The sequence below is a fragment of the Desulfitobacterium dehalogenans ATCC 51507 genome, from assembly GCF_000243155.2.
Lineage (GTDB): Bacteria > Bacillota > Desulfitobacteriia > Desulfitobacteriales > Desulfitobacteriaceae > Desulfitobacterium > Desulfitobacterium dehalogenans.
This window is the reverse complement of sequence record NC_018017.1, coordinates 615,066-632,910: the sequence shown is the minus strand read 5'-3', so window position 1 is coordinate 632,910 and position 17,845 is coordinate 615,066. Positions and strand designations below refer to the sequence as shown.

Annotated in this window: 15 protein-coding genes; 1 reads left to right on the top strand and 14 read right to left on the bottom strand. The window is 46.7% G+C overall.

What is annotated here, in order from left to right; translation table 11 throughout:
* Positions 1 to 3: 3 nt before the first annotated feature.
* The 10 genes from DESDE_RS02990 to DESDE_RS02945 form a co-directional block, all read right to left on the bottom strand.
* Entirely contained in the window at positions 4 to 1,299 is a 1,296-nt protein-coding gene (locus DESDE_RS02990) for a complex I 51 kDa subunit family protein (RefSeq protein ID WP_014792558.1), read from the bottom strand.
* Positions 1,300 to 1,302: 3 nt separating this feature from the next.
* Complete coding sequence (locus DESDE_RS02985; RefSeq protein ID WP_014792557.1) at positions 1,303 to 1,764, bottom strand: NADH-quinone oxidoreductase subunit NuoE family protein; 462 nt, start codon at positions 1,762 to 1,764, stop codon at positions 1,303 to 1,305.
* A gap of 279 nt (positions 1,765 to 2,043) precedes the next feature.
* Positions 2,044 to 3,726: a methyl-accepting chemotaxis protein gene (locus DESDE_RS02980; protein ID WP_014792556.1), complete on the bottom strand. Its 1,683-nt coding sequence runs from the start codon at positions 3,724 to 3,726 to the stop codon at positions 2,044 to 2,046.
* A gap of 222 nt (positions 3,727 to 3,948) precedes the next feature.
* Positions 3,949 to 5,559, bottom strand: coding sequence for a chaperonin GroEL (groL, locus tag DESDE_RS02975; protein WP_014792555.1), 1,611 nt, complete (start codon positions 5,557 to 5,559; stop codon positions 3,949 to 3,951).
* A gap of 123 nt (positions 5,560 to 5,682) precedes the next feature.
* Positions 5,683 to 6,861 (bottom strand): 4Fe-4S binding protein, encoded by a 1,179-nt coding sequence (locus tag DESDE_RS02970; RefSeq protein ID WP_019849418.1) that lies wholly within the window; start codon positions 6,859 to 6,861, stop codon positions 5,683 to 5,685.
* Between the two features lie 105 nt (positions 6,862 to 6,966).
* Positions 6,967 to 8,310 carry a reductive dehalogenase gene (locus DESDE_RS02965; RefSeq protein WP_014792552.1) on the bottom strand — a complete coding sequence of 448 codons (1,344 nt, stop codon included), beginning with the start codon at positions 8,308 to 8,310 and terminating at the stop codon, positions 6,967 to 6,969.
* 12 nt (positions 8,311 to 8,322) lie between these two features.
* On the bottom strand, positions 8,323 to 8,634 hold the full coding sequence (locus DESDE_RS02960; protein ID WP_014792551.1) for a hypothetical protein: 312 nt from the start codon (positions 8,632 to 8,634) through the stop codon (positions 8,323 to 8,325).
* Positions 8,635 to 8,728: 94 nt separating this feature from the next.
* A complete protein-coding gene (locus DESDE_RS02955) occupies positions 8,729 to 10,276 on the bottom strand; it encodes an Hsp60 family chaperonin (RefSeq protein WP_014792550.1) in 1,548 nt (515 codons plus the stop codon).
* Positions 10,273 to 10,686 carry a YlqD family protein gene (locus tag DESDE_RS02950; protein ID WP_014792549.1) on the bottom strand — a complete coding sequence of 138 codons (414 nt, stop codon included), beginning with the start codon at positions 10,684 to 10,686 and terminating at the stop codon, positions 10,273 to 10,275. Before DESDE_RS02950 ends, DESDE_RS02955 begins: the two co-directional genes overlap by 4 nt.
* A gap of 117 nt (positions 10,687 to 10,803) precedes the next feature.
* Positions 10,804 to 11,502, bottom strand: a complete 699-nt coding sequence (locus DESDE_RS02945; protein WP_014792548.1) for a Crp/Fnr family transcriptional regulator — start codon at positions 11,500 to 11,502, stop codon at positions 10,804 to 10,806.
* 148 nt (positions 11,503 to 11,650) lie between these two features.
* Between DESDE_RS02945 and DESDE_RS02940 the strand changes: the two genes are divergently transcribed.
* Entirely contained in the window at positions 11,651 to 12,586 is a 936-nt protein-coding gene (locus DESDE_RS02940) for a trigger factor (RefSeq protein ID WP_014792547.1), read from the top strand.
* Between the two features lie 227 nt (positions 12,587 to 12,813).
* Here DESDE_RS02940 and DESDE_RS02935 read toward each other — a convergent pair whose 3' ends face one another.
* From DESDE_RS02935 to DESDE_RS02920, 4 genes are all read right to left on the bottom strand, one after another.
* Complete coding sequence (locus DESDE_RS02935) at positions 12,814 to 13,914, bottom strand: DHHW family protein (protein WP_014792546.1); 1,101 nt, start codon at positions 13,912 to 13,914, stop codon at positions 12,814 to 12,816.
* A gap of 11 nt (positions 13,915 to 13,925) precedes the next feature.
* Positions 13,926 to 15,338 carry an MBOAT family O-acyltransferase gene (locus DESDE_RS02930; protein ID WP_014792545.1) on the bottom strand — a complete coding sequence of 471 codons (1,413 nt, stop codon included), beginning with the start codon at positions 15,336 to 15,338 and terminating at the stop codon, positions 13,926 to 13,928.
* 12 nt (positions 15,339 to 15,350) lie between these two features.
* Positions 15,351 to 16,082 (bottom strand): hypothetical protein, encoded by a 732-nt coding sequence (locus tag DESDE_RS02925; protein ID WP_014792544.1) that lies wholly within the window; start codon positions 16,080 to 16,082, stop codon positions 15,351 to 15,353.
* Between the two features lie 303 nt (positions 16,083 to 16,385).
* Positions 16,386 to 17,843 carry a M56 family metallopeptidase gene (locus tag DESDE_RS02920; protein WP_014792543.1) on the bottom strand — a complete coding sequence of 486 codons (1,458 nt, stop codon included), beginning with the start codon at positions 17,841 to 17,843 and terminating at the stop codon, positions 16,386 to 16,388.
* Positions 17,844 to 17,845 lie beyond the last annotated feature (2 nt).

The window sequence follows — 17,845 nt, the reverse complement described above, 5'->3', positions numbered from 1 at the left end:
TATTTACCCCCTTGCTCCATGCATGCTGCATTTTCCGCTTGGACATTGACCTTGAACATGAGCTTCGAATTCATCGGTAAAATGTTTGAGTAATGTGGTAACAGGGACTGGAGCACTCTGCCCTAAACCGCAAAAGCTGGTGTTTTTCATGGTTTGGGCTAAGCTCTTAAGACGCTGGAGATCTTCCATCGTTGCCCGGCCTTCCCCCAGCTTTTCCAGGATCTCCACCATTCTTTGGTTTCCTTCCCGGCAAGGAGTGCATTTTCCGCAGGATTCCTCTTCAAAAAACTCCATGACGGCCTTGAGGTAATCCACCACACAATGAGTATCGTCAACAACCAGTACTGCTCCTGAACCAAGAGATAAGCCATGATCCCTTAAGTCCTTATAGCAAATCTTCGTATCCAGCAAACTCCCGGGAAAGCAAGAACCGCTGGAGCCGCCTAAATGGACAAATTTCAGTTTACGGCCCTGGGCGATACCGCCGCCCAGATCCTCAATCAGTTCCCGGAAGGTGGTTCCAAAGGGAACTTCATAAACTCCCCGGTGAACCACATTGCCGGAGAGACACATGAGTTTGGTCCCGCCGCTGAATTCTGTGCCCATAGACAAAAACTTTTCCCCACCCTCTTTAACAATCCAGGGTATGCAAGCGAAGGTTTCCACATTATTCAGCACCGTGGGCTTCATATTTAAGCCGGCATTTTTTATATAGGGTGGTTTGCGCCGCGGGCGCCCGGTTTTTCCTTCAATGGACTCCACCAAGGCGGTATTTTCCCCGCAAACATAAGCCCCTGCTCCCGAGATCACTTGAATATCAAAATTCAATCCGGTACCTAAGATGTTTTCCCCAAGGAAACCGGCTTCTTTAGCATTCTCAATGGCCTTTCTCAAGATTTTCTGAATCGCGGAATATTCTCCCCGGCAGTAAATAAACCCTTCCTGAGCACCAAAAATATAGGCACCGATGGTCATGCCTTCGATCAGCATCAGTGGATCTTTGTCCATAATGTACCGATCCTTAAAGGTACCGGGTTCACCTTCGTCGGCATTACAGACCATGTATTTCAGGCCTTTTTCCAGTGGAATGGCATAAGCCTGCTCCCATTTAATTCCCGTCGGATAGGCAGCACCCCCCCGTCCAAACAGTTGAGCTGTCTTAATTTCTTCAATGATATCTTCCGGCTTCATGGTGATGGCTTTTTTCAGTCCTTCATAACCGCCTGCAGCCCTATATTCCTCCACCGAATCCGCTTGTATTCTATCAAAGCGCGAGCTGAGAATTTGCATAGTTTTCATAGCTTAAGCCTCCTCCCTGTAAGAACGAATGATCTCTTTGAGGGAATTCCGGGTTAAATTGCCATAAGTTTTTGCGCCGATTTTTATGGCAGGGGAGATATCGCAGGCCCCAAAGCAACTGGCTCGTTCTATGGTAAATAAACCGTCCTGAGTGGTTTCACTACACTTAATTCCAAGCTCCTCTTCCAGCAGCTGCTCAATAGTTTCTGAGCCGGTAACATGACAGGGGCCGCTTTTACAAACTTCTATGAGATACTTTCCACGAGGTTCCGTGCTAAACATGGCATAGAAGGTAATCACTCCGAAGACTTTATTCAGGGGTAATTCAAGGGCATCGGCCACATACTCCACCCATTCTTTAGGCAGGTAGTTTTTCCCCGAAAGGGCTTGAAGCTCAAGCATGATTTGAATTAGATTTTCTTGTGAGCAGCGATACTTTTCCAGAATACCGTCGATTCTTTCCATGTTCTAATTCTCCTCCAGTACGGTTTTTTTTACAGCAATTTTGCATCAGCTGTTGTTTCACATTCTAAAACCACTTTCCATCATATAAAACAAAATATTTATGCCTTTATTGTAATGCATTAGTGATAAAAATAACATACTTAATGTAAAAGTTCTAATTTTGGATTTAGTTCAAAATTTCTCATTATTCCCTCCAAATAAAGAAGAGAAAAACGTGCCCTTATCGGGCACGTCCTTTTCTCTTGCTGGAGACTTAATGATCGGCTGTAAGGAAAAGATTTAGAGCGTAAAATTAGCATTGACTGTCTTGGTTAAATCCTCGGAATGATGATTGAGGGCATCCATGGTATTGCTAAGCCGTATTAGCTCAGAGGAAATTCCAGTAGCCGCACTTGCTACTTGAGTAGCTCCTGCCGCACCTTGGGTAATGGTCACGGTGACATTATCCATGGCTGCGGTCACGGAGCTGACCATTTCGGATAAACTTGCCAAGGTTGTGGCAAAATCACTGGTTAGATTATACACTGTTTCGGCATCATGCAAATACTGATTCCCTGTCTCTACCAATCGGTTGTAATCGGGTACGACCACCTCATTAATAAACTGCAGATTACCCAGCGCTCCCTGGGATAAGTCCTCATGGGCTCCAATCACTTTACCCACAAGGTCTTCAATCTCCTTGACGGTTTGGGAGGATTGCTCCGCCAGTTTGCGTACCTCTTCAGCTACGACGGCGAATCCCCGGCCATTTTCCCCGGCGCGGGCTGCTTCAATGGCTGCATTCAGCGCCAACAGATTGGTCTGATCGGCAATGGCCGAGATACCTTGAGTAAGCTCAGCAATCTTCAGAACGACCTTTGAGTCCTCAATGGATTGCTCCAGACTGATTCTTTCTTTTTCATAAATGTCTGCTGAACGGGTTTGGGCTTGGATCGCTTGTTCCTTAAGCTCGTTGGCCCGTTTTCTAATCTCCATGGATTGATGGTTTCCTTCAGCGGCTCTTTGACCTAAGTCCTTTATAGTGCGATTGAGCTCTTCATTGGAAGCGGAGATTTCTTCAGCTGTCGCTGCGATTTCTTCAAAACCGGCTGATACTTCTTCAGTGGAAGCAGCCATCTCTTCGGAACTGGCTGAAATACCTGATATGGCATTCACACACTCACTGGTAGCCAGATTGACCTGCTGGGTCACATTCACCGTTTTACCGATGAGATTCTTTAGATTCTTCATGGCCCCATCAAGGTGACCGACGAGCTGCCCTATCTCATCCCGCCCTCCTTGAGCTTCGATGGTGAAATCCCCCGCGGAAAGTGCCTCAGCTACAACCTGACCTTTATGGATGGATTTTTTGACCGAGCGAATGATCAGGATGGTGACGGTTATGGAAATCAGAATCGCGGCAATGAGAATCATCAGGATGGTGCGGAGAAGTTGATTTATCAATGTATTGATTTTTAATTCTTCCAGCACCAATTGATCGGTCTGATAAGCAATGAAGGTCTCGAGAGCCTTTGTGGTGGCAGCATTGACTGGGGCTGCCGTATTCACGCCATATTGGTTCGCGGCCTCTGAACCTTGGGTCTCGAAGAGCTGGATCATTTTAGCTTGGTGAGGAGCGAATTCAGACATGGCCTGAACGACAGCATCAAGCTTATCCCGATCCTCTTCCGTGATCATACCTTGGAGAATCTCCAAATCATGGTTGGCTTTATCGATGGCCTCATTGAGATCGTTACGAAATTTCTCACTGCCCGAGGTGAAATAACCTCGCTGAGCCGCTGTTTGCTTTACAAACTGCAACGAAATATCCTGAGCAGTATTTTGAACCTTTACCCGGTACTCCGCTACACTCTGGGAAACGGTGCTCACATTAACCATCTGATAATAAACCGCCCCGACAATAATGGACATAAGGAAAATAAGACCGGTATAGCTCAAGATTAATTTTGTGGATAGTTTCACTACCTTTTCCCTCCCAAATCCATATTTATTCTTTTTTTACACTATTCAACTATACTACACCCACTAAGACCCTTCAATTTACGCTAAGTTATATCATGTATAAACCCTGATCCATTGGTCCCGGCGGTATGTGAAAAAGGTCCTGGTTTGTCTCGAAGAAAGTGATCAGGGGCGGGATTGAACACTCGCAAAAGAAAAAAACCAAGGCTGCGCCTCGGTTTCTTATTGATCATGATCATCTAACTTATAAATTCGTGGCCCTGAGTCCTGCTCGACGATTAATCCTCCTGTACCGATAACCAATGTGGCAATCGAGACGGCATTTCTTAAGGCGGTGCAGGTCACCTGTACCGGATCAATAATCCCGGCCTCCAGCATATTCACACATTGGTCTTCTGCCGCATTATAGCCCCAATTCTCGGGCAATTCTCTGACTTCATCCAGAATAACATCCCCGTCATGCCCGGCATTGTAGGCAATTTGCCGCAAGGGCTCTTCCAGGGCCCTTTGAATAATCCGCAGACCGACGTCTTCGTCCGGCTCTTCCGACTTGACTTGAGCTAAGGACTCACTAGCCCTTAGCAGGGCCATTCCCCCGCCCAGGACAAAACCTTCTTTAATAGCCGCTTGAACTGCGTTGACGGCATCATCAATCCTGTCTTTTTTCTCCTTTAATTCCAGCATGGTCGGAGCCCCGACTTTGATCAGCGCTATGCCGCCCTGCAGCCAGCCCAGTCTTTCCTGAAGCTTTTCCTTGCGCCAGCCCGGTAAACGGGATTCGAATTCTTTACCCACCTCGGCGGCCCGGGCGGCGATTTTTTCCTTGTCCCCTAAACCGCCCATAATCGTGGTCCTATTATTATCCACGATAATCCGCCTGGCCCGCCCCAAGTGCTCCTCCTGGACGTCTTCCAGTTGCAGTATGCTCTCTTCGGAGACTGCTACCGCCCCGGTGATCGCTGCAATATCCTGTAAATACTCCTGGCGTCTTTCCCCGTAACCCGGGGTTTGAATCGCCACAACATTCATGGTTTTCTTTTTTTTGTTCGTCAGCAGGAGAGCAAGTACATCGATCGAAATGTCCTCAGCTAGGATCACCAAAGGCTTTTGCGTCTTAACAGCTACTTCCAGCACGTCAAAGATTTCATAGATATAGCTTATTTTACGGTCCGTAACCATGATATAAGGGTCTTCCAGCACTTCGGTTTTATTATCCCAGGAGCTGACAACTTTCGGAGTAAAACAACCTTTATCGAAACGGATTCCTTCCAGCACTTCAAAGAATGTGTTCTGAGTCTTTCCTTCTTCTACTTTGATGATCCCGTTCAACCCGACTCTTTGCACAGCATCGGCTATCAGGTTTCCGATATCCTTATCTCCAGCCGCGATCGTTGCCACCCGGGACACTTCGGTTGGATCGGAAACTCTGATGGCCCTTGCTTTAAGGGCGTCGGCAACGATCTCCGCCCCTTTTTCCATCCCTTGAATTAATGAAGCCTGGTCAGCGCCTGCTGCAATATTTTTCATCCCTTCCAGGACCATGGCCTGAGCAAGTACAACCGCAGTGGTGGTTCCGTCTCCAACTCTGTCATTGGTTTTTTCCGACGCCTCTTTTATGATGCCACACCCCAGGTTTTGAAAAGGGTTGGCCAGGGAGATATGTTTGGCGATACTCACTCCGTCATTGGTTATTTTGGGCATGCCGATATAAGGACCCAAAACCACATTTCTCCCCTTTGGCCCTAAGGTTACTTTGACACATGAGGCCAGCTGCTCGATTCCTTCGGTTAATGCTCTTCGCGCTTTCTCGCCGGAAAGCATGGTTGTGCTCATATTCATTCTCCCTTAACTCAGCATTAGGAATTCCATGCCTCTAGTATCACCAGAAAAACAAAGATCGCGATTAAACCATAGGAAGCCAGAATCGACAGAGCCGTTTTGTCTAATTTTGTTGCTTTATTTTCCATGCTTAACACCCACCGTTTTTTTCGTAGTGATGATACCCGTTACACTGTTTTTAACTTTACGGGAAAGTCCTGCCGCTTTGTCAAGAATGGTGCCGACCGGGCAAAAGGCATGGCACCAAAACCGGCGAATGAAGAAACTGGAGAGCAAGATGACAAAAAGCAGATACCACTGATAGCTTGAACCATTTAACCCGAAAATCGTTCCAAAGGGTTCAAAACTGGATACAGAAGGATTAAGGGCCAGGAAAGCCAGGAAAAGAACCAGGAATAAGATGACTTCTTTACCTAAACGAATCCACTTCATATATTTTCCCATCGAAAGATTGATTCGGCTTATTTTATGAGTGGTTTCCTGTAACCCGCAGAAAGGACATACATAAGTGCAGTATAGATTTTTGCCGGTAACTAAAGCCGGCGCGAAAGCACCGATCAAAATGATATACCACAAAAGGTTTTCGCCGGGTACCGGAAAGTACCCCAGAAACAGAGCACTGATCTGTCCCATGGACAATGATCTGTTAAGCCAGAACCCTAAAATGACAACACTAAGCAGCAAAAACGGAAATCTAAATCTTGCTAACTGTTTAAATTTAGGCATAAAATAGGATAAGACAAAGAGTAATGCGATCACAATTTCATGTAGGCCGATGTTCCACTTTACCTCAGCTTTCTTGGGCGTAATCTTTAACTCTTCCAAGGCAATGGTATGAGCCACACTTTGGACACTTGAGGCTATGGCACGGGTGGAAAGGGTTGCCCCGGACACTCCGTCGACATCATAATTGAAAGCCAATGAATCTCCGACTTGCTTTTTTTCGAACTGACGGAAAAATCCGGCCTTGGTAATTTTATTAATATAGGAAGGGGTTTCCTTATGTTCTAAAATTACGATATCCTTAAACTTTCCATCTGGTGAAAGGACTGTACCCACGAGAAGAGGGCCGCCATAACCAATATTGCTATCTATTCCCAGATATGCGCTAACAGAGCCATCTTGCCCGATTGCTTTTGCCGTCCGGTCATTGATGGATTCAAAGCCGGCAGCATCTGAAACCAGTTCCCGGTAGTATCCCTCGACCAGATTGGCATCCATTTTATCGGCATGTTTCGCAAATACCGCTGTCACAACAAGGATGACCACTGCAATGAGTGTTATATATTTTCTCATGTTTCTCATGTCTCATCTAACCTTTCCGGAAAACGATTATCTGCCTTAGGTAATAAAGGGGCTAAGCGGTAAGTATAAAACTCACCGCTTAAACTTTTATTTTTATTACATGGGTTTCAAGGGATACTTTTCAGGCCACTCCAGCCACCATTTGTATTTTTCAATGGTCTCTGTACCATAGCCAAAGATATCATCAATGGATTTAAGGAAGGTGGAAGCAGCTTCACCCTTGCTGCCAACCCAAACCCCTGCTTTATGGAACCAGGAATCTTCCTTGGAGTTCCAGGGGCAGACTTTCAGGCAGGTACCGCAAGAGGACCCTTCTTCATTGGTGGTACGGAACTCTGTGCATTTCTTAAAGTCACTGTTCCAACGCAGGTATCCGTTATATTCAATGGGATCTTCATCAAAGGTAATCGCGTCGTTTGGACAATTGTCGGCGCATTTTTTGCATACCCGGCAGAAGTCCAGAAGACCGAAATCAATGGGTTTATCAGGAGCAAGGGGCAAATCGGTCGTTACTGCGGCTACTTTATGGCGGTATCCCAAACGGGGATGGATCGCGCAGTCTCCCGTACGTGACAATTCTCCCAGACCTGCCGCCATGATGCAGACAGGCATGATGGCCTCGTAGTTTTTAGCGTGATGAGCTCGCGCATTGTAACCAAGGGTTCTGATATATTTGGCCATAATGACGGCAATGCAGCCACTGGTAAAGTAACTTTGCATAGACATCGCTCCACTGATACCGTCGTATCCTGTGGATGCCCACATGGTCTCAATACCCTGATCGATCATAACCACGATAACGTTAGGATAAATTTTGGTAACCGGTGTCACACATTCTTCAACAGGTTTGCTCATGAGTCCGACTGTATCGGAAACATGATGAGTATAATAGCCATACTCCGGCATCTTGCCGATCCCTACTTCGTCCGCCCGTAAGAAATAGCAGCAGTCTCTGATATGCTGAGACATTTGCTCCGGGTCCGGGATGGGAGTCTTCGTCGGTTCGGCATCACCATCTACCACATCCTCCGCAGCTATGAGGTTACGCGCCCAGCTGATAGTTCCTCCAAAAGGATGCTTAGCGATAAATTGGAAGAAACCTCTTTGGGGATCAGGACCGTATAAACCTCTGACCGCTTGCATAAAGCCGGCATCGGCTTCGGAAGTCTTTTTTACCTTGGAAATGATTTTGGTAGTGCCCAGCCACTCGTCGTTGTTCTCAACAAAGCGAACTTTTGCTCCTGCAAAATCATGTACCGGGCGAAGTTTAGAGCGTGCATTGGTGGGTCCCGGGACATAGTTCATTGTTTCAGCGGCATTGGCGACCTTGGCCGGAGCCTTGATCGCTCCGATGACTCCCATGGTAGTTGCTGCAGCCCCAACTTTCAGAAAGCTTCTGCGGTTCATGCCTGTTTGCTGCCTTTGTTCATTGTTTTCCATTCTTTTCTCCCCTTAAGCTTCCACTGCATTTCTACTATTTGTTTTCTTCATGTTAATAAATCCTAATAAACGGGCTAAGATAAAACCTAGTACTACTGATATCCCTAAAAACACAAACACTGCGGTACTTGTGGCCTTAACATGACCGGCCTTAGCATTAAGGTAGATATAGGAAACCCCCATCCAGGTCACACCGTACCAAAGGACAAATAAAACCCAATTAAGCACGGTTTTCCACATTTCGGCCTTTTTTGCCCTTGGTTTAATAAAGAGAATAGCAGCTAAGAATAATACACCCGCGATAAAAATTAAAAATGTACCCATAACTTTTCCACCTCCCTTTGTAAGGCAATTAAAAAGTAGTTACGGGTACATTGTAATAAGGAATACATACACAAGTATTAGTGCGTATTAACTTTTATCTGAATTTCTCAATCTTCCCTTCCGTAGTCAAAAGGATGGAAGCAATGCCCATAGCATTGCGAAGGGCCGTAACGGAGACCTTGGCCGGGTCGACTATTCCCGCCGCTGCCCAGTCCACGAATTTTCCGGACAGAGCGTCATAACCCATGTCATAGCCCAGGGTTTTCGTCATGGCCACAATCTTTTTGCCATTGCCCCCTGAATTGCTCACTATTTGCTGCAAAGGAGCTTCCAAGGCCCTTTGGACCAGCTTGATCCCCGCTTTTTCATAGTCTGTGGACACCGGAACCTTATCCAGAGCCTGGGCCGCCCTGATAAAGACCGTGCCTCCCCCGGGCACAACGCCGCTTTCAACCGCTGCCTTTGCCGCATGCACAGCATCGATAACCCGGTCTTTGAGTTCCTTCAGAGCGATGTGTGTATCGGCGCCGACGCGGATCACCGCAATTCCCCCGGCAAGAGCGGAGATACGCTGTTTTAATTGAGCCCCTTCCTCAGAATCGGAGGTTTGCCCGAGAATGACTTTCAATTTCCTTACTTGTTCCTGAATGCCTTCAGCCGTTCCCGCCCCGCCTAAAATAGTCGTCTTATAGCGTGTAACGACAACTTTCTGGGACTTACCCAGCATTGGTTTTTCAATATTTTTAAGAACCATGCCCAGTTTTTTGGTGATTACCGAGCCTCCGGTGACTATGGCCAGATCTTCCATAATACCCTGGCGATCATCGCCATGACTTGGAGTCTTAACGACGACGACCTTTTCCTGGTTGGCCTTATTATGAGCAATCAACATCCCCAGGACATCTTTCGTCATGTTCCCTGCGATGATTAAAAGGGGGCGTTTCTCCCAGGCGCACCAATTTAGAGTCCGTTTCACCTCGGAGATCTCCTTCAGAGTATAATCCGTGATTAAAATATAGGGGTTTTCCAGACTGACCATCAGTTCCTCCCCCTCGTTCAGGAAATAGGAGGACATATACCCGCTGTTCAGTTCCAAGCCCTCGGTCACTTCGACATAAGTATGGCGCTCTATGGATTCTTCCACGGAAATAGTGCCATCCGGTCCCACTTTGGCCATAGCCTGAGCGATCAACTCCCCAACAGGGGTGCTTTTCGAAGAAACGGAAGCCACTTGACAGACCCCGTCGGGGACCGTCACGGGAACACTCAGCCTCTGGATTTCTGCTACAGCATAGTCGACAGCTCTTTCAATCCCCTTTTTAAACTGCATCGGGTCCAAACCGGCTTCCACGAGGGAAAGTCCCCCCTTGGCCATGGCTTGAGCCAGGACAATAGAGGTCGTAGTCCCATCCCCTACCAAATCGTTGGTCTGGGCGGCGGCTTCCTTGCAGAGCTTCGCTCCCAGATTCTCCTGAGCGTCGGATAAGCTTATATATTTAGCGACGGTTACCCCATCCCTGGTAATCAGAGGATACGCGCCTCTTCGCTCAATGACAATGTTCTTGCCCCGAGGTCCAAGGGTCAATTTGACCATATCCGCGACCTGATCCACGCCGGATACTAATGCTTTACGTACACTCATTGTCTTATCTCCACTACCACGCCGTCTTTTAAAATGATTTCTGCATTAACTGCCCCATCCAGAGTGTCTCCAACCTTTAAGTCATAGGGCCCTTCTACCGAACCAATGACTACTTCCTCCCCGACGACCAGTTCCTCCAGGGCATCCATATTCATTCTGAGCTCATCCCGTCGGACATGAAAATCAGAAGCCTCAGCATCAAATTTTTGGCGGATTCTGTCCAATTGAGCCCCATCCGCTCCCTTCAGGGAAAACTCCGTCAGTGTTTTTTTCTTTTTATCTTCAAACTCGATCTGTTGATTGTTTAAAGCCACCAATTGCTCTCTTAATTCTTTCCGACTGGTTTCTTTGCCCTCTTCAGTAATAATCTGTTTTAGCATGATTTCTCGGAAAATGGTAATGTTCGACACTTTAAATTCCTCCTCTGCCTTTGATTTAGATGATCCCCTTAAATTTTAATACATAAAAAAGAGATGATCTTTAGAGTGCACTAACTTCAGATGAGATATTTTATCGGAAGCATGATCCTAATAGTAGGACGTTTGTTCGGAGAGATGCTTAAGCTCCTCAAGATTATAAACAATGAATTTATTCTTTTTCTTGTCTAAAATATTTTCCTTTTTAAGACAAGCCAGGACTTTGGATACGGTCACATGATGGGCTCCGGTAATTTCCCCAATACTCTTCTGGGATAAGGGCATCGTAATTTCATAGGTATCCCCCACCCGTTTTCCCTGGGAAGAGCAAAGCTCATAAAACAATCTTAAAATTCTGATCGTTGGGTTATAAGTATTGATCTCGGCTACCTGTCTCGCATAGTAAGCCACTTTGGTAAGGTAGTTTTTAAATATTTCAAATATCATATCTTCATCGGTGCGAAAAATAACTCTCAAACATTCTTCGGAAAACCAGCATGTCCTTGTCTGTTCCATAGCTGTGGCATAAATATTATTTCCCGTGGGGTATAATCTCCCGATAAGAGAATTGCTGCCGGCATAATAAAGAAGTTTTTCACTTCCATCTTCAAAAATTATATCTAATTTTATTTTTCCATCCATTAAAAAAATCATACTGGTGGTATCTTCCCCAGGCATTATTATGGCACTACCTTTTGCAAACTCCCTAATAATCCCCATATCTGTATAATTGCGTAGTTTTTCGATTGGGAAAAAACTATCCGGAATAATTGCTCCACAGAAATCCTTGTCCAAACCTTCAGCAGACATTTTAGCCATCCCCTTTTTTATCTCTATAGTTGAATATTGACTATACAGTTAAACTTATTGCACATTAACATTTTGGATCATAAAGAATGCTATAATCTCATTTGGAACGCTTGACAAACAGTTATTTTGTGAAAGGATGAACTTTACCATGCACAAATTTCTCATTGGTCCATATAAGGAACTAAAATTAAAGCCACTCCCTGAATTTACTGAGGATGATTTGAATCGGGCTGTTATTGAGTCCACCTTAAAACTACTGAATGAATGGTCTAAAAAAAATAAGCTCGCCGAGATCGGGGATGAAGTCATCATAAACCTTAATCCCGTTTGTGACGGCATATTTGTACCCGAACTGGCCAAATCAAACTTTAAATATACAGTAGGAGATCCCTCTATGCTGGAACAATTTAAAAATGTCATCCACTGCAAAGCTGGAGATAGTTTTAAGATGGACATCCTCTTTCCTGAAAGCGCCCCTTTGGAGCGGATAAGCGGTAAAACTGTGACCTTCGACGCCGATGTTTTGGAGGTAATCAACCATAGCCAACAACTGGAATCTTCTGACGAAATTGCCAGACTGATTGATCCTGCGGTCTCCAGTATGGAAGAGCTTAAGAACAATCTGCGCGGCATCATCGCCGATAACTGGAGCCAGGTCATTGCCGAAAGTAAGCTCGAGATGATTTTCGAAGAAATCCTAGCCTACTCCGAATACGAATTTGATGAAGAAGAATTTAAAAAAGTGTATGAAGATATCTTGGTTAAAACCCGCCAAAGTATAATATCCTCAGAAAACCTATCCATGATGCCCTCCCTTCTGTCTGAAGATGATGAGTATTTTTATGAAGATTGTAAGATTCTTACCGAAAAAACCATTTTACGCAAATTGATTTTAGATGAAATAGCACACTTGGAAACTATCGGCGTCACTGATGATGAGATTCAGGAAGAGAAAAAACGTTTATTAAATTTAGCGGCGGATCAAACTGCTTTTTATAAACAATTCCCTGACGAAGAATCCATTGGCAATAATCTCGTCGAGGAAAAAGTTGCAAAACTGCTTTTGGAATGGAATAATAAGTGAATTCCGCAACAAATAGAGCGATAGTTTAACTTCAGTATCCGGCTCCGGAAGCTACTTATTTTATATCATGGATAAAGCAGTTTGTCTCTGGTATACCCCTTATTAAAAAATGGAAATACTCCCGGCTCATTTAGTATACACTAAACAAGTTCCCTAATTCTTAATCCGTACTAACAAATGCATTTTTTGCTTTGGAGCTAATGATTAGCTCCAAAGCTTTTTTGATCTCAGCGCAGCATGGCGCTATGGTTAAAGACCAATGTACTGTATAAAAACAGAACATCCTGATCGGTAAAGGTGATGAACTGGGGCAAAAGCTTGCTGTCCATATACCGCAAATCAATCAAGGTAATCTTCGAGTACCCTTCCAATAAAAGAGGAGCAAGACTGCTGGCAAAGGAATCCCGAAAAATAATCAGCTCTCGGCCACTGGGTTCCTTCTTGTTTTCCAGCACTAAAAATGCCGATGCTCCCGACAGGAACAGATCATAGGCATCCATCCCGCCGGCTGCCTCTAAAGTGTAAAGGGGAGTCACTCTATTCTTTTCCAGGTTATATAGAGTGGAGTTGGCGATGGTCTCACTCTGAAGATAGATGATCTCATCGGGCTTTGGGCTAAGGGCCGACTGCCCGTAATAAGCTCCATAGAAAGGAGCAAAAGATGAACGGTCATAGCCGGCCAAGGGAGGGAGATCCACCCCCATACTTCCGGCAAGCCGGGCCACTACCTGGCCAAGGTTCTCCTGACGCCAATGGGGGTCTGTCCGGTAATAATCCTCCGCCTTCAAGCAGTCAAAAAGCTCGATCTCTTTGATAGTGTGATCAATCTCAAGGCTTAGTTTTTCCCGCATTTTGGCATAGTCCATGGCCAGGATTTTGTTCTCTTCAGCCACGTAATAGCTCTTGTCCGGAATAACCCCATAATAAACCTTCATCCCGGTAAGATACTTGTCGTACAGATCATTGATTTTCTGAGCCCCAAGGGATACTTGTCCTTCATTGAGGGGATATTCCAGTTTGTACACCCCATCCCCGACAAGATAAATACCGTTGTTCTCTTTTTTCCTTAGAATATCCAAAGAAAAATGGGCCTTAAGCCTGCGAAAATCATCCCGGGCCGGGAACTGATCCAGCAGGTACTCCTCCAGTTCCTTCGCTAACTCACCTGAGAATACACTTTGGACGCTAAGCTCGGGAAAGCCGGCCAGCTTCCGGCGTTCGCTTACCGAAAGGGCTTCATCCTTGAGTATTAGGGAGGCCGCAAAAAATCCCCAGAGCACCAGAAAAAAGCTCAGAACCACAACCCTGTTTTTTCCTCGTTCAGTCATGGCTCTCCTCCTTAAAAACGAAAATATAAAAATGGGTTAAAGGACCCGTCCACCAAATAAGCGCTGACAAGCAAAAGAAGGCCGGTCAAGACGATGGGCTCCGCCCATAAAAGAGTAGCAGCAGCAGTCGCACCCTTGGAGCGGGACTGTACTTTGACCAACAGATTTTTCAGCCACGGTGTGGCGCCAACGAGAGAAATCCCCAGCAAAAAGGCATAGTCCTTTAAATAATACAGGGTGACCTCATTCCAAAGGGGTAAGGGAAGTACCCCGAACATCCCTTGAAAATCCTGCAAAGCCCCTGATAGTCCCGTAGCATTGAAAAGGACGAAGCTGCAGACGATGAAAAACATCGTATATACTCTGCGGAATCCGTCAGGGAGCTTCTCCAGGAATCGGTTCAGGAAGAGCTTTTCCATGAGCAGCAACAGCCCAAACAGCAGTCCCCAGAGGATAAAGTTCCATTCCGCTCCATGCCAAAACCCTGTCAAGAACCAGACGATCAGGATGTTGCGGACCCCTTTCCCCAAGGAAACCCGATTCCCCCCCAGGGGGATATAGACATAATCCCGAAACCAGGAGCTGAGACTGATATGCCAGCGCCGCCAAAACTCGGTGATGGAACGGGAAATATAAGGATAATTGAAGTTTTCAGGAAACCGAAAGCCGAAGATGCGGCCCAAGCCGATAGCCATATCACTATAGCCGGAAAAATCAAAGTAGATCTGCAGAGTAAAGGCAAGGGCATAGATCCAGTAAAAAAGCACACTCTTCTCATCAGAGAGCTGAAAGACAGCGCAGAGCTCCCCCATGCTGTTGGCAATGATCACCTTCTTGGCCAGCCCAATCACAAAACGGCGGATACCCAAGGCTATGTCCGTCATGCCGTGAGTTCGGCGGCGGAGATCCTCTTCTACGGTGCTGTACCTTACGATGGGCCCCGCCACCAACTGGGGAAAAAGGGAGACATAAGTCGCGAGATTCACCAGACTCCGTTCTGCTTTGACTTCCCCCCTATAAACGTCGATGGCATAACTCATGGTCTGGAAGGTATAGAAACTGATGCCCAGGGGGAGAGCTATCTGCAGCAGGGAGATCTCCCCTCCGGTCAGTCCATTCCAATTGGCAATAAAGAAATCGGCATACTTGAAAAAACCCAGTATGCCGAGATTGATTAGTATCGAGGAGGCCAGGGCGGCTTTTGCTCTCCTTAACCCCCGATGAGCTTCGATATACAGGCCGTGAAGATAAGCGGAGAGGGTGGAAATGATGAGCAGTACCGTATAGATGGGCTCTCCCGCAAAATAGAAGATTAAGCTGGCCCCTAATAAGACGACATTTTTCACTCCATAGGGCACAAGGAAGTAACTGAGGAGTACTATGGGCAGAAAGACATACAAAAAGCTGATGCTGGAAAAAAGCATAAAGAGGTCTCCTTAAAGGGCATCAAAATTGGCGGCAACTGCATCGGCAATATCCTTATGGGACATAATCACCAGGATCAGATTCCCCTTATGCTTGACAACGGTCTTTTCAGCCTGTACGCAAATCCATTTGCGGGGATCGATCTTTTGTTCTATGGCAGCCGCAGTTTTGGCCGGGTCCACACCCTCAGGCAGCTGCAACAAAGCGATGGAATGGGCGACGGAACTAATCATAGCTTCAGATGCCAATCCTTCCGCTCCCTCGATGGGGTCGATGCCGAAATACCAGGCAAACCGATCCGCCGTAACTTCCGTGTCACCGGTTAGTACATCTATCTTGACCCCTGTGAGCAGCTTAGTCATCTTATCCTCAAGAGTTGCCGCTGTATTCCCCTCGGAGGGCTTGCTTGACTCCGGGGGAGAAGTCGGCGCAGGAGGGGTTTTCGGAGGTGTCACTGTCTCTTGTGGTTTGCTGGGAGCCGTATTCTTGGGGGGAGGGGTGTTCGTAGACGGCTTGCTTTCCTGAGGGGCGGTATTGTCACCGGAAGTGTTATTATCATTGGTTACGGGGGTATTCGGGTCTGTCACCGGATCCGTTTCAGGATCCTGGGGATCTTCCGTTTCCTTCGCAGGGTCGGTGTTTTCCTGAGATATGTTGGTTTCCGGGGAATCTGTGTTTTGAGTACACCCCACTATGCCCGTAAGCATAAGGGTAGTCAGAGCTATTGCTAGAATCTTTTTCATGAATGGTCCTCCTACTATTTCGATAATCAAAGCTATAGACGCCTATAGGGACAGGAATCTAACGCTGGTGGTTTCTGACATAGGGAACAAGCATAGGATGAAAAAGATTCCTAGGGTCGTGTAGCTTTACGCACACCGCTCACTTATTAGCTCCAGGGCTGGTCAACTCGCTTTCTTAGCAGCTCCGCCAAACCTCCAGGTAATACCTGATGTGAACCAGTGGCTCCGCTGTGTTAAGAAAGCCTCGTTAACCCAGACGCCCCTCCGCTAAAATCCTTCGCTCTTGTGCGTAAAGCTACGCTTTCAGGTCTTTTTCAGGGTACTGTGGCCCTGAACCTTCTCCACAGGCTCCGCGTTTGTGGTACCGAAAGCAGTATCACCCTGGGGCTTTGGTTGGTTAGCCTGCTCATTTGCCTCAGGCTCGGCAGCCTTATTCAAGCGAAACAGCCAGCGGACGTGAGGACTTCCAGAATGATCATAGCCATGGGCCAAGAGTACATCGCCGTTTTTTTGTTCCATGACAAGAATAAAGGTCTGGTTTTTATCCTTAAGATCCGCCCGGTAAATGGTTTTCACCTTATCCAGATTTTCATGAGCTTTGTTGTTCAGAGGATTAAAGAGCCTATACTGCTCCTGACGGGTAAGGGGATATTTATAAAGACTGCCGAGCATGACCCAGTCCTGATCGGAAATCTCCTTGCGAAACAGCACATAGTCGGCAGAAATGTTGTACTGAGGGGCGCTGTCCGTGGTGTAAGTAAAGGAATACTGGGGTGCATCGTAGAGAATCTCATCTACACTATAGACGGCACCGGTGAAGTTCTCCCCTACCTTGGGATTAGCCATCAGCCCCAGGCCCAGGATGATCACGGCCATAAAAGCAACCAACAAGACCCTGAAGGCGGGCTTTTTATAGTTGAGCACATTCATAATCCGCCCCTTGGTATCACCCTCTCCAAAGGCCAGGGGAGTGCCGCCCACGATACGCCTGCCCGTGGCAAGAGCAAGCAGGGAGGAAGAATACTCTTTTTTCACCTCATTGCCCAGCTTCTTAATGACTGCCTCGTCGCAGGACATCTCCATGTCCCTGCCGGAAAGGAAAAAAGCCGCCCACACCAGGGGATTAAACCAATGGATGCAGAGCACAAAAAAGCTCAGGATCTTGACCACATGATCAATCCGCCGGATATGGGTCTGCTCATGGAGCAGAATATACTCCTTCTCCGTGCCGGAAAGTGAATCCGGCAAATAAATCTTGGGACGGATCACCCCCATCACAAAGGGGGTATCGATGTCTGCACAGAGGTATATGTTCTCCTTATCATGGACCGCGGTTCCCAGCCGCCTTTTTAAACCTATAAGGGAGAAAATGCTGTACAGAAGAAGAGCAGCAATGCCCCAAAGCCACAGTAGGGACCCCAAAAAGACCCAGATCTGCAGAGGATTAATGCTTGCATAGGGAACCGCCCCGGGCAGGGACGAGCTGATAACCCGGTCCGCCGCCCCAATCCCGGTATGGACCTGGGGCATGGCCGCATAAACAATATCGGATGGAATGGGTTCGGAATTCACCGGCAATAAACTTAAGGCACTCTCAAAGGAAAAGGGGCAAACCAAACGAAAAAGCACAACACTCCAAAGGGCGTAGGAAAAAACCTTCGGCGCCTTTCTGAGCAAAAGCCGCATGAGCACTACACACAGGATGACCACACTCCCGGTAAAACTCATGTTGAGTACCTGTAAGAATAGTTCCTCCTGCATAA